10 protein-coding genes are annotated in these 13,070 nt (G+C 65.2%); 6 read left to right on the top strand and 4 right to left on the bottom strand.

Features of this window, described 5'->3' with window-relative positions:
• Positions 1-54: 54 nt before the first annotated feature.
• The 4 genes from lapD to ACSX1D_RS13100 form a co-directional block, all read right to left on the bottom strand.
• The gene (gene lapD, locus ACSX1D_RS13115; RefSeq protein ID WP_439858921.1) at positions 55-2,010 is read right to left on the bottom strand and encodes a cyclic di-GMP receptor LapD; all 1,956 of its coding nucleotides are present in this window, start codon (positions 2,008-2,010) and stop codon (positions 55-57) included.
• Positions 2,011-2,019: 9 nt separating this feature from the next.
• Positions 2,020-2,712, bottom strand: coding sequence for a cysteine protease LapG (gene lapG / locus ACSX1D_RS13110; RefSeq protein ID WP_439858920.1), 693 nt, complete (start codon positions 2,710-2,712; stop codon positions 2,020-2,022).
• Between the two features lie 117 nt (positions 2,713-2,829).
• The gene (locus ACSX1D_RS13105) at positions 2,830-3,231 is read right to left on the bottom strand and encodes a YbaN family protein (RefSeq protein WP_439858919.1); all 402 of its coding nucleotides are present in this window, start codon (positions 3,229-3,231) and stop codon (positions 2,830-2,832) included.
• Positions 3,232-3,242: 11 nt separating this feature from the next.
• Positions 3,243-3,830, bottom strand: coding sequence for a UPF0149 family protein (locus tag ACSX1D_RS13100; protein WP_439858918.1), 588 nt, complete (start codon positions 3,828-3,830; stop codon positions 3,243-3,245).
• Between the two features lie 309 nt (positions 3,831-4,139).
• On the opposite strand from ACSX1D_RS13100, the gene recQ reads away from it, so the two are divergent.
• The 6 genes from recQ (at position 4,140) to ACSX1D_RS13070 (ending at position 12,984) form a co-directional block, all read left to right on the top strand.
• Complete coding sequence (recQ, locus tag ACSX1D_RS13095) at positions 4,140-6,266, top strand: DNA helicase RecQ (protein WP_439858917.1); 2,127 nt, start codon at positions 4,140-4,142, stop codon at positions 6,264-6,266.
• A 120-nt stretch (positions 6,267-6,386) separates the two neighbouring features.
• Positions 6,387-7,547, top strand: coding sequence for a diguanylate cyclase domain-containing protein (locus tag ACSX1D_RS13090; RefSeq protein WP_439858916.1), 1,161 nt, complete (start codon positions 6,387-6,389; stop codon positions 7,545-7,547).
• A 125-nt stretch (positions 7,548-7,672) separates the two neighbouring features.
• The gene (locus tag ACSX1D_RS13085) at positions 7,673-8,689 is read left to right on the top strand and encodes a DUF2804 domain-containing protein (RefSeq protein WP_439858915.1); all 1,017 of its coding nucleotides are present in this window, start codon (positions 7,673-7,675) and stop codon (positions 8,687-8,689) included.
• An 86-nt stretch (positions 8,690-8,775) separates the two neighbouring features.
• On the top strand, positions 8,776-9,210 hold the full coding sequence (locus ACSX1D_RS13080) for a MarR family transcriptional regulator (protein WP_439858914.1): 435 nt from the start codon (positions 8,776-8,778) through the stop codon (positions 9,208-9,210).
• Complete coding sequence (locus tag ACSX1D_RS13075) at positions 9,210-10,613, top strand: DHA2 family efflux MFS transporter permease subunit (RefSeq protein ID WP_439858913.1); 1,404 nt, start codon at positions 9,210-9,212, stop codon at positions 10,611-10,613. The genes ACSX1D_RS13080 and ACSX1D_RS13075 overlap by 1 nt, the downstream gene beginning before the upstream one ends.
• Positions 10,614-10,875: 262 nt before the next feature.
• The gene (locus tag ACSX1D_RS13070) at positions 10,876-12,984 is read left to right on the top strand and encodes a FimV/HubP family polar landmark protein (protein ID WP_439858912.1); all 2,109 of its coding nucleotides are present in this window, start codon (positions 10,876-10,878) and stop codon (positions 12,982-12,984) included.
• Positions 12,985-13,070: the final 86 nt, after the last annotated feature.

Genomic DNA, 13,070 nt, shown 5'->3' with positions numbered 1-13,070 from the left:
GTTGGCCCGGGGCTCAACCCGTGCAAGCTGCGCTTGCTGCCTGTCGCCCCAGTCTCATGATTGCTGCCAGGGCGAAGGCACACCGATGAGGCGCCCCATGGCGCCGACGATTCCCATCCCCTCAAGCGTATAGAGCTCCCCTTCGGTCTCCACCATCTCGGCCAGCAACGGTAGATCGATGCTATTGCTGGCGCGGAAGATGGCCTCGATGAACAGGCGCTTGTCGCTTTCCTGGTCGATGGCGCGGATGTAGCTGCCGTCGATCTTCAGGTAGGCGAGGCCGAGGTGTGTCAGGTTGCCGATCCGGCTGAAGTGCCCGCCAAAATGCTGCAGGCCCAGGCGACAGCCGGCATCGCGCACGGCCTTGCTCAGGGCCTCCAGTTCGGCCGGCGGCGGCAGGTGGTGCTCGTCGACCTCCAGGGTGAGCAGTGCGGCCTGCTCAGGATGTTGTTTGAGCATGGCCAGCAGGCGTGTGAGGCTGTCAGGCTCGCGCAGGGTGCTGGCCGAAAGGCTCAAGGCGACCGGATGCGCGTATTGGCTGAGGTGTGTCAGGCAGTGCTTGAGCATGATCAGATCGAAGCGTGCGGCCCAGCCCAGGCGCTCGACCCAGGGCAGGAAGCGGCCCGCGGCGACAGTCTCGCCGTTTGGTCCGAGCAGGCGTGCCAGCACCTTGTGATGGAGGATCGTGTCGCGGTCGGCACAGGCCGCCACGGGCTGGAAGTACAGGCGCAGCTGGTTCTGGTTGAGGGCGTTGTCGAGCCACTCGCGCCACTCATGCAGGCCCTGATTGGGCTGCTCCTCGGTATAGTCCAGGCGTTCCCAGGGCTTGTCGGGGTCGCCGAACGCCTGGGCCTGGGCTAGCGCCTGATCGGCCCGCCCCAGCACCTGGGCGGCCTCTTCGCCCGGGCGGAAGGCGGCGATGCCGATGTAGGCCACCGGCGAGCAGTCGCTGGCCCCGGTCTCGCGCAGGCTTTGCGTCCCTTCACTGAGCTCATAGGCGAGTTGCTCGGCGTCTTCGTCGCTCAGCCCGGGGGCCAGCAGGCTGAACTCGGCGCCTCGGCTGCGCGAGGCCAGCCAGGCCCTGCGGCTGGGCTGCTCGAGCAGACGCTGGAGCAAGTCACCGATGGCCTTGAGCAGCGCATCGGCGTGTGGGCCGCCAAAGCGCTCATTGAGCCCGCCCAGGTCGTTGATCCGCAGAAGCGCCAGATAGCCCTCGGCGTGGTGTTCCTGGATGTCCAGCTGATTGGTCAGGCGGATCTCGAACAGGCGCCGGTTGGCCAGGCCGGTGAGGCTGTCCTGATAGGCCTCCTGGCGCAGCCTTTCGCTGCGCGCGGCCTCTTCGGCGAACAGTGCCTTGAGCTTGTCGACCATCTGGTTCATTGCCAGCACCACGCGCTTGAGCTCGGGCGTGCGCGGCACCTTGACCAGGGTCATGAACTCGCGGCGGGTGATGGCCTGGGCCTGCTGCACCATCTTGTCCAGAGGACGCAGCTGGGTACGCAGCAGCCAGCCGCCGAGAATCGCACTGAGGAGGCCGCAGAGCAGCAGCCAGGCCAGGCTGCCGAGGGCGCCGTTCCAGAGTTTGGCGAGGGCGAACTGCGGGTGACTGACCACCTCGACCCGGGCCGCCTGTTCCCAGCCGCGCATGATCAAGGCATCGCCGGTCTGCGGGCGCAGGTCGACCAGCTTGGCGAACCATTCGGGTACCTGTCCGGTGGTGCTGGCGGCCTGGCGCTCGACTATCACGTGCGCGTCGGGAATGCCGATCACGCGGATGCTGGTGAAGTAGCCGCTGTCAAAGATCGAGCTGACCATCAGCTCCAGCATGGCCGGGTCATCGGCATGGGGCGTCATCGAGAGCCCCAGGGCCGTGGCGGCGTCCTGGGCGTGGGAGCGCAACTGGCTGATCAGCTGTTCGCGAGAAGTCTCCAGGCTGACAATGAAGCTGCCGCTGAAGGCCAGCGCCAGGAACAGGCAGATGGCGAGAAATAGCTGCTTGAGTAGGGACATGGCGATCTCCTAGCCGTCGCCGATGGCGAAGCCTTCCGTACGCATTTTTTTCAGTAGGTCCTGCCAGCGAGAGAGCCGCTTGGCGTCGCTCTTCTTGCTTTGCGAGCCCGGCAGGTAGAGGCCTTCGGCGTTGAAGGCATAGACGGGCAGTAGATCCCTGCGTTGCGAGGCAGGGCGGATTTCGTTGATCAGGTTGTCCAGCACTAGGGGTTCGGCTGCTGGGTTGCTGTAGTAGGTCAATACCATGTGCGCCTGGTTCAGGCGCAGCGCCTTGACGTAGGTGATGCGCAGCTTCTCGCTGGGGATGCCGAGGCGGCGCAGGGTGAAGTACTTGGCGATGGAGTAGTCCTCGCAGTCGCCCGCGCCCTGCACCAGGGCCTCGATCGGCGTGGCCCAGTAGTCGACCTGCTGCCAGATGCGAATGTCGTCGGCGAACAGCAGCTGTCGGTTGAAGAAGCTATTGACCGCAGTAAGCATGTCCCTTTCCGCCAGGTTGGCGCTGGCCTTGATCAGCTCGTCCCAGGCTTCGATCCGTTGCTTCGCCTGGCCGAGTTCGCCATAGCGTCGTTCGGCATTCTGCAGGATGAGCTCGAAGTCCCAGTTGGCCAGGGCGCTGGCGAGCCCTAGGAACAGCGCGCACAGGCCGAGCCATAGCGCGGGCAGGCGCGGGCTCCGTCCTTGAATGCGCTGCCGTTGCTGCATGTGCCGCGCCTCTGCAGAAGATGGGGGAAGTCTAGGTGCTGCAGCGGCGTTTCGCCGCCTTCGCCGGCCTGAGTGTAAGCATGGGCTTGCTGGCAAGGGGCCTGCGACTTGCGGGCGTCAGGGGGTGGGCAGGGTCTTCTGCTTGAGGATGTACAGGCTGACCAGCACGGCGCTGGTCAGCATGAAGGCACGCGCCCAGGGCAGCGGTACCAGGTAGCAGGAGAACGCGATGCTCGCCCACATCAGCACCAGGGCGTAGACCTTGGCCCGGCGCGGGATGCCTTGGCCCTCGAGGTAATCGCGAATCCAGGGGCCCAGGTGCGGGTGGCAAACCAGCCACTGGTAGAAACGCTTGGAGCTGCGCACGAAACAGGCCGCGGCCAGGAGTAGGAAAGGGGTGGTTGGCAGCACCGGCAGGAAGATGCCGACCACCCCGAGCAGCACGCACAGCCAGCCCACCGCAAGCAGGGCGTAGCGCACGCTGCGGTGGTTGCTCTCGCGGATGTCGCTATGCGCCATGGCGCAATCGCTTAGTGGTGGCGTGGCTTGAGCAGCGCCGGCTTTTCTTCCGGGGCATGGCACAGCAGGAACAGGGCGGTCAGCAGCTCGGGGATCTGCTCGACCATGCTGTCGACCAGGTCGCGGTCGCGGGCAATCTCGGCGAACTCCGGCTGCTCGTCGAACAGGCCCGAGCCGACCATGATCGGCAGCAGCAGCTCGCTGACTTCGTCTTCGGCGTCTTCGAACCAGATCGATTCGCGCAGGAAAACCCCTTCCATGAAGCCGATGCACCAGCCGCGCAGGTCCGAGTCGTCCGGGTCGTCGCCGAGGTCGAGTTCGCAGGGCATTTCCGGGTCATCGTCACTGGCCAGTTGCCGGGCGATGTGGCCCTTGAGTTGCAGCAGGGTCGCTTCGATCTCGTCGCGCTCGGTGTCGCTGCGGTAGTGCGGCGGCTCGGCGAACAGCGCATCGATCCACTCGCGCTCGGCAATCGGCTCCGGGCAGATCGACAAGGCGGTGAGGTAGCCATGGGCTGCCACGTAGTCCAGGGCCTCATCGTGCAGCTCATCGGCATCAAGGAAGGCTTGCAGGCGGGACAGTTGCTCGGCAAAGGACATCGTGGGGCTACCTTGAAGGAGTATACGAGGCTGGATTTTAGCCCGGATCACCCGGCGAAGGCGCTCACCCGGGCGCTTTTTTTTCATGGCGGCGCTTTGCCCGGACCCCTTTGGCCTGCTTGCCAGGCCGGGAGCGCGTTCTATTGCCAGCTTGTACCCTTGACGAGGCCGATAGGCGTGGTCCTGCCGGGGCGGGCGCTGACGTATAATGCGCGGCTTTGTCACGGCGCCGAGGCGCCGCGCCCACGTAGACGGGCGCTTTCGAGGCCGGTTCAAGGATGGACTCGGCCTCGCCAACATGGAGTTTCTATGCTCGAACAGGCCCAGCGCATCCTCAAAGACATCTTCGGCTACGATGCCTTCCGGGGAAATCAAGGCGCGATCATCGAGCGCGTGGCCAGTGGCGGCGATGCCCTGGTGCTGATGCCCACCGGCGGCGGCAAGTCGCTGTGTTTCCAGGTGCCGGCGCTGCTGCGCGACGGCCTGGCGGTGGTGGTGTCGCCGCTGATCGCCTTGATGGAGGACCAGGTCGCCACCCTCGACGAACTAGGTGTCGCCGCGGTGGCGCTGAACTCCACCCTGGACGCCGAGGCCCAGCGCGATATCGCCGAGCGGATCAACCGCGGCGAGATCAAGCTGCTCTACCTGGCCCCCGAGCGCCTGGTGCAGCCGCGCATGCTGGCGTTCCTGCAGCGCCTGCAAATCGCCCTGTTCGCCATCGACGAGGCCCACTGTGTGTCCCAGTGGGGCCATGACTTCCGTCCGGAATACCTGCAGCTGGGTCAGCTCGCCGAGCTGTTTCCGCAGGTGCCGCGCATCGCCCTGACCGCCACGGCGGACATGCGCACCCGCGAAGAGATCGTCAACCGCCTGCACTTGCAGCGCGCCGAGCGTTTCCTGTCGAGCTTCGACCGGCCGAACATCTTCTATCGCATCGTGCCCAAGGATCAGCCGCGCAAGCAATTGCTGGCGTTCCTGGCCGCGCGCAAGGGCGACGCCGGCATCGTCTACTGCCTGTCGCGTAAGAAGGTCGAGGAGGTTGCCGCTTTCCTCTCCGAGCAGGGCTTTCCCGCGCTGCCCTACCACGCAGGGTTGAGCAGCGAGCTGCGCGCCTACCACCAGAAGCGCTTTCTCAACGAGGAAGGGCTGATCATGGTGGCGACCATCGCCTTCGGCATGGGCATCGACAAGCCCAACGTGCGCTTCGTCGCCCACCTCGACCTGCCCAAGTCGCTGGAGGCCTACTACCAGGAAACCGGTCGTGCCGGTCGCGATGGCCTGCCGGCGGATGCCTGGATGGCCTACGGCCTGCAGGATGTGATCTTCCTCAAGCAGATGCTCAACAATTCAGAGGGCGACGAGCGCCACAAGCGCGTCGAGCAGCACAAGCTCGACGCCATGCTGGCCCTGTGCGAGGAGACCCGCTGCCGGCGCCAGGCGCTGCTGGCCTATTTCGACGAGGAGCTGCCGCAGCCGTGCGGGCATTGCGACACCTGCACCGATGCGGTGGAGACCTGGGACGCCACCGAGCCGGCGCGCCAGGCCCTGTCGGCGATCTATCGCAGCGGCCAGCGCTACGGGGTTGGCCATCTGGTCGACATCCTGCTTGGCCGCGACAACGACAAGGTGCGCAGCCTCGGCCACCAGCACCTGACGGTATTCGGCGTCGGCAAGGCGCTGGCCGAGGGGGAGTGGCGTTCGCTGTTCCGCCAGCTGGTGGCCCGCGGCCTGGCCGATGTCGATCTCGAGGGCTTCGGCGGGCTGCGCCTGTCGGACAGCTGCCGCCCGCTGCTGCGCGGCGAGGTGAGTCTGCAGCTGCGCCGCGACCTGAAGCCCCAGCACAGCGCCAAGAGCTCCAGCAGCGCGGCCAGCCAGCTGGTTCGTGGCGAGGAGCGCGAGCAGTGGGAGGCGCTGCGCGCCCTGCGGCGCAAGCTGGCGGAAGAGCATGGGGTGCCGCCTTATGTGATCTTCCCCGACGCCACCTTGCTGGAGATGCTGCGCAGCAAGCCGGGCAGCCTGGCGGAAATGTCCCGGGTCAGTGGCGTCGGTGCTCGCAAGCTGGAGCGTTATGGCGAGGCCTTCCTCGAAGTGCTGGGCGGTGCGAGCGAGGCGCCGCCGGTTGTGGTGGATCTGCGTCATGAACTGGTCAGTCTGGCGTGTGCCGGGATGACGCCGGCGCAGATAGCCAGTCAGCTCAAGTGCAGTGAGAAGAATGTCTATAGCCTGCTGGCGGAGGCCATCGGCCGCCAGCAACTGTCCCTGGAGCAGGCTCTCGACCTGCCGGAGGATCTGCTCGGCGAGCTACAGGATGCCTTTCTCGACGGCGAGGGCGAGCTGCCGCCGGTTGCGGCCATCCAACCGCAGTTCGCCGGGCGCCTGGACGAGGGCGTACTGCACTGTGTGCGCGCGGCGCTGCAGGCGGAGTTCGAGGTCTGAGGGCGGCCTGGTCCGAATCAAGGGAATAGGCGTTTGGTTTTTGGCGTCGTAATATCGACGGATCTTGGCGATGCTGCGCAAACGCAGACTCGCGTGCAGGTCTGACCGGAAGAGGTAACGGTGTCTCACTCCAATGCTTGGTTAGACGATGTGCACCCCAGCCCCTACGTCGAGCAGCTCGCCCTGGGCTTTCGCGCCTTGCGCTTCAAGCAGCCGCTCGAGCGCGAGTACCGGGCCTACCTCCTGGAAGACAGCATCGAGCTGAGGCGCATCGCCTTGAGCGTGGCCATGGCGCTCTGGCTGGCATTCGCGGCGCTGGATTTCGTCGTGGTTCAGGGGGCGCAGGTCTGGTGGATGCTGGTGGTGCGTCTGTCAGTCTTCGCGTTGTTGGCGATCTGCGCGTGGCTGATCTTCAAACGTGACCTTCTGCGACTGACGCTGCCCTTGAGCCTGCTGTGCGTCCTAGCCCTCGGTGCGGGCGCGGCTTTGGTAGTCGGCATCGCTCATCGCGCCGATCCGACGTATCCGTACGAGGGCCTGCTGCTGATCAGCATGGGCGCCTATTTTCTGATCGGCCTGCGGCTCGTCGAGGCGGTCAGCTGCGCCATGCTGGTGTGTCTGGCGTATGTGGCTGCGGAAGTCTGGGTCGGTCTGTCGGCGCCGCAATTGGTCAACAACGCCCTGTTTCTGCTGTTCAGCAATCTGATCGGTGCTGTCGGTTGCTACCTGCTGGAGTTCAAGTCGCGCGAACACTTTCTGGTCAGCCGGTTGATGCAGATACTGGCTGACCGCGACAGCCTGACCGGCCTGCACAACCGTCGCAGCTTCAATCGCCAGTTCGACCGGCTCTGGCGTCAGGCGCAGCGCGAAGGCCGGTCCTTGGCATTGCTGCTGTGTGACATCGACCACTTCAAGGCTTACAACGATTGCTACGGCCACCAAGCCGGCGATGCCGTCTTGCAGCAGGTGGCCGGTCTGCTGCAGGCAGTCGGGCGCCGCCCGTTGGACATGGCGGTGCGCCTGGGCGGCGAGGAGTTCGCCGTGCTCTTGTACGACATCTGTCCTGAGGAGGCCGCCAAGCGGGCGGAAGTGCTGCGGGCCAGCCTGGAGCTGCTCGACATCCGCCATGAGCGTTCGGATACCGCGAGCATGCTGACCATGTCCATTGGTGTGGCTTGCATCCAGCACGGCGGCGAGGGCCGTTTTGCCCATTTGTACGAGCATGCCGACCGTGCCCTCTACACAGCCAAGGCCTCTGGTCGCAACCAGGTGGTGGCCTAGCGCCGCCGTGCCGCTGCAATGTCCGGTTTGGCCGTTTTTGTCGCTGTGCATGACGCGCTTGGTGAATGCTTGCGCGCTATCGCGTTGCTAGCATCGCCGTCGTCTTTTTCGCGAGGCTTGCGCAGATGGAGCGTTTGATTCAGGCCGACGGCCAGCCGCAGTACGGCATCTTTGCGGCGCCGCCGGAGCTGATCAACTACCGCGATTTCGCCTTTCGCTCGCCAATGGGGCGACGCCTCGGCGCCCTGGCCAAGTGGCGGCGCTTCCATCAGTTTCAGTATTTCGGCCTGATTAGCGAACAGCTGATCGGCGGCTGCGCCCTGGCCAACCTGAGTCTGGCCGGCATTGGCTTCGTCTACCTGTTCCATCCGCCCAGCGGGCGCATGATCGAGCGCCAGTTCAAGCTGCCACTCGGCTTCGGCACGCGCTTCTCGCAACGCCCGGACGACGGTCTCTGCGAGTTGCGCAGCGGACGCAATCTGTTGCGCCTGGAGAACTTCCCGAGTCCGAAGGAGAAGCGCCTGCTGGTGGAACTGGACGACGGCACGCGCATCGATGCCTGCTTCTCCGAGGTCGAGCCGGTCTTTCAGCCCATGTGCATCAGCACGCCGGCCGCGGTGAATGGCTGGGTCTATGCCCAGAAGGTGGCCGGGGTGCGCTGCAGCGGTGAGGTCAGGAGCCCCCTGGGCGATTTCGACCTGCAGCGCATCGATGCCTTTGCCCACCATGATTGGTCGGCCGGCTACATGCGCCCGGAGACCCACTGGAACTGGGCCTGTTTGTCGGGCCTGGCGGCGGGGCAACGGGTCGGCCTGAACCTGTCCTGTGGGGTAAACGAGACCAGCTACACCGAGAACTGCTACTGGCTGGATGGTCAGCTGATCAAGGTCGATACGGTGCATTTCGCTTTCGATCGGGCGCAACCGCTGCGACCCTGGCGCATCAGCTCCCATGACGGCCAGGTGAGCCTGGAGTTCGAGGCGCGCGGTCTGCATCAGGAACGCCTGAACCTGGGCATTCTGGCCAGCAACTTCAAGCAGATATTCGGCCAGTTCCACGGCGTTTTGCGTCCGCCGGGCCGTGAAGCGGTGCCGATCGACAACCTGTGGGGATTCGTCGAAGACCAGTATGTGAAGTGGTGAATCATTCGGGGGGCTTGCCCCCGGGGTCGAGGTTATGATTAGCTGGCTAATTATTAGTTTTTGATGATTATAAGAGCCATCCATTCATGTCACAGACTGATCAACACCGTTTCGCCATGCAGATCGCCCAACTATCCCGCGCCTGGCGCGCCGAGCTGGACCGCCGCCTGGTCGGGCTCGGCCTCTCCCAGGCCCGTTGGCTGGTGCTATTGCACCTGGCCCGTTTCGAGGCGCTGCCGACTCAGCGCGAACTGGCGCAGAGCGTCGGCGTCGAGGGGCCGACGCTGGCGCGGCTGCTCGATAGCCTGGAGGCCCAGGGGCTGGTGAGTCGCCAGGCCGTGCCGGAGGATCGCCGGGCCAAGAAGATTTGCCTGAGCCCCGAGGCTCAACCGTTGATCGAGCAGATCGAGGCGATCTCCACCCAGTTGCGCAAGGAGTGCTTCGCGGGCATCGACGAGGAAGAGCTGCGCCGCTGCCAGCAGGTGCATGCGCGAATTCTGGGTAACCTGGAAAAGCGCTGATGGCCGAGGAGCTGCAAGCCCTGCAGGTACGCTTCGGCGCGCGCTATCCGCGCTGGCTGCTGGGCGTGTTGATGATCGGCAGCATGGCCATGGTCATGGCCTCGACCACCATCAACGTGGCATTGCCGGCAATCATGGCGGATTTCGCCATAGGTCGGCCGGTGGTGCAGTGGCTGTCCACCGGTTTCCTCGCGGCGATGACCGCCGGCTTGCTGCTGGCGGCCTGGGCCCAGGCGCGCTGGGGCGCCCGGCGTACTGCGCAGATTGGTCTGGGACTGTTCGTCCTCACCTCCTTGCTGGCCGTGCTGGCCCAGGCCGCCTGGCAGCTGATCGCCTTGCGCATCGTGCAAGGTTTGTGCGCCGGAATCGTCCAGCCACTGGCGATGGTGCTGATCTTTCGCGTGTTCGCCGACAGCGGCCGGGGCCTGGCCCTGGGGCTCTACGGCCTGGGTGTGATGGTGGCGCCAACCCTGGGGCCGAGCGTGGGCGGCTACCTGGTCGATCATTTCGGCTGGCCGGCGGTGTTCTGGCTGCCACTGCCGCTGTGCTTGCTGGCACTGCTGGGCGGGCAGTGGCTGCTGCCCAGCCGCCGGGAGAGCCGTCCACCCTCGCTGGATCTCGTCGCCTTCGCGCTGTTGTGTGTGGTGTTGTTCGCCTTGCTCGGCGCCTTGGCCGAGGCGCAGCGTTTCGCCTGGGACACGCCGCGGGTGTGGCTTCCAGCCTTGGTCGGCGGGCTGAGTTGCGTCGGTTTCTTCCTTCGCAGTCGGCGCGGTGCCCGTCCGCTGCTGCCCCTGAGTCTATGGCAACACAGCGGCTTTCGTAGCGCCAGCTGGGTGGCGCTGACACTGGGGCTCGGGCTGTATGGCTCGACCTACTTGATTCCGCTCTACTTGCAGACAATCCAGGGCTATAGCGCCGGTCTGGCCGGATTGCTGTTGTTGCCGACCGGCGTGCTGATGGGCGCGGCATCTTTTGCCGGAGGCTGGCTGAGCGATCGCGTCTCGGCGGCGCTGCTGCTGGCCATAGGGCTGCTGATTTTCGCCCTGTCGGCAGTCGGGCTCGGCTGGCTTCATCCGGGAGCCTCGTTCCTTTTCCTGTGTTTCTGGGCTTGTGTCGGGCGTATCGGTCTCGGCTTGTTGCTGCCGGCCTTGAGCACCGGCTCCCTGGACATCCTGAGCCCACAGGAGCTGGCGCAGGGGGCCGGTGCCATAACCTTCGTGCGGCAGCTGGGTGGTGCCCTCGGGGTCAACTTGCTGACGTTCTTCCTCGAATGGCGGCATGGTGCCGAGGGAGGTCACGCTGTGGCGGAGGCCCAGGCGTTTCAGCAGAGTTTCTGGCTGGTGGCGGCAGTCTTCGCCCTGACGGCCCTGGCGGCGCGGGGCGTTCGCTCAACCGCCCGTTGAGGGCGGGTGTGGCCCTGCGAGCAAACATAGGGAAAATCCAGCTTTCTCTCCCTCGGGCCATATGCCCAAGCTCTGTTAACCCACTAAACTGCGCAAAAGTTGAAAATTGTGACCATACTCACTAACAGGCCGGGCTCGACACGGAGTGTTGTTCCCGGCTACTACTTGCTTAATCGCCTGCATTCACCACGCACAGGACGTGTAAAGCCAAACGCTAGTTAAGTGGTGCAACTGTCGGGTCGGAGTTTCCGGGGGAGGTCAAATGGCTCGGGTTCGCCAATTACTGCTTGGCCTGGCATCCAGTTCGGCACTTTATTCTGGCTTGGTGCCAGCCCTAGGGCTGGGTGAAATCACCCTGCATTCGGCATTGAATCAACCGCTCGAGGCGGACATCGAGCTGCTCGAGATCGCCGATCTGAGTGCTGATGACCTGAAGGTCAGGCTGGCCCCGGCCGAGGTGTTCAGTCGCTCCGGTGTCGAGCGTCTGTACTTCCTCAACGATCTGAGGTTCACCCCGCTGCTGCGCGGCGGCAGCGGCATCATTCGGGTTCGCTCGAGCCAGCCGGTGCGTGAGCCTTATCTGAATTTCATCGTCGAAGTGGCGCGGCCCAACGGCCAGCTGTTCCGCGAATATACCGTGCTGCTCGATCCGCCTGGCTCTTCGGCCTACCGCACGGTGGCAGTGGCGCCGTCGGCTTCCGTCGATCGTTCTCGGGCGAAGCTTGACGTCACCGTTGCTGCGCCCACCACTCCACGGCCAAAGCCAGCCGCGGCCCTGGGCGCACGTTATCAAGTGGCGCGCGGCGATAGCCTGTGGAAGATCGCCGCGCGCTTGCGCGCCGAGGGTAGCCAGGCATCGCAGCAGGCCCTGATGGCCGATATCCACGCGCTCAATCCCCAGGGTTTTGCCGGCGGCGATGCCGACCGGCTACTGGCCGATGTCGAACTGCTGCTGCCGGATTCGGCCGCCGCTATGCAGGCGAATCAGGCCGCCGACGCGGCGTCGGCTCCAGAGCCTGCGGCGGAGATCCGGGCAACTCTGCCTGCGCAGGCGTCCGAGCAACAGCCCGAACCGCTCGATCCGCAGATCGAGATGATCCTGCAGGCGCAGCGCCGAGTGGAGCAGGAGCTGGCCGCCCAGGCCGCGGAAACGCTGCAGTTGCAGCAGCAGTTGGCCGAGGCGCAGGTCCAGGTTCAGCAGCTGCAGGCACAGATGAGCAGCAAGGATCAGCAGCTGGCAGTGCTTCAGGCGCAGTTGGCCGATGGCGCTGCGTCCAATGCGGCGCAACCGGTGGCCGCGTCCAGTGAGACGCCCGTGCCGGCCGAGCCCGATGCGATTCAAGGTCGGAACTGGATCGGTGCCGGCTTCGCGGCGCTGCTGGCGTTGTTTGCCAGCATGGCCGGGTTGGTGTGGCGCTCCAGGCAACGCCGAGCGCAACAGCAGGCCGAAACTGAGGCGCGGCCGTTGCTCGAGCCTGAAGTTGATGTATTGGCGGCCGACGAAGCCGCATCGGCAGCCATGCCGACGCCGAAGGTGAGCAGCCGGGTGCGCGAGGTCGAGGCCGCGACTGGTGTGGCACAGCGCCCGGCACCAGCTGCCGACGCACTGGAAGGCGCCAACATCTATATTGCCTATGGTCGCTTCGGCGAAGCCGCAGCCGCTCTGCGCAAGGCGCTGGAGGCCCAGCCCGAGCGCAATGACCTGCGCTTCCGTCTGCTGGAAGTCCTGGCCCAGCAGGGTGATGTACAGGGGTTTGCCGAAGAAGAGGCGATCTTCCGCGCAGGCGATCAGGCACCCTCGACTCTCGACGAGCTCAAGGCGCGCTACCCGCAGCTCGGCGCCGAACCGCCGGTCGGCGAGCTGGAGGATGCAGTGCTCGAGTTCGAGGAGGTGCCGACAGCGGTGGCTGATAGCGAGCAGGCGGAGGACTCTCAGCTCAACCTGGACGATCTGTCGCTGGACGCAGATTGGGGGCTGGTTACCGCGTTCGAGTCACCGGCCAGCAAGAAGGCAGCGGAGGGCGAGCATGACCTCGACCTGTCCGAGCCAGTGCAGCTTGCCGATTCCGAGGATCTGGGCAAACCCTTCGCCGCTTCGATGCTGGTCGAGGAGGCGTCTGCCGAGGACTGGCTGCAGGATGAGCTGGACGACAACTTCCGCCGCCAGCCGCCGGTATTCGAGAGCCCTTTGCTGGTCGAATTCGACCATCTGGAGAGCGACCGCGAGAGCCTCGCCAAGCTCAATCAGGCGCTGGCCTACATCGAGCAGGGCAGCATCGACAGCGCCTGCGGGATTCTCAATGAGGTGATCAGCGAGGGCGACGAGGAGCAGAAGCAACAAGCCCGTGACCTGCTGGCCAAGATCGCGTAACCAGTTTCTGGTTGATCGGCCTTCACGTTTTCCCGCCGCACCGAGTACGCCGAGCCCGTCCAGCTGCTGGACGGGCTTTTTTGTGC

It is taken from the genome of Pseudomonas sp. MBLB4136 (assembly GCF_051904765.1).
Classification (GTDB): domain Bacteria; phylum Pseudomonadota; class Gammaproteobacteria; order Pseudomonadales; family Pseudomonadaceae; genus Aquipseudomonas.
The sequence above is the reverse complement of the archived record's forward strand: the minus strand, read 5'-3'. Positions and strand labels throughout refer to the sequence as shown.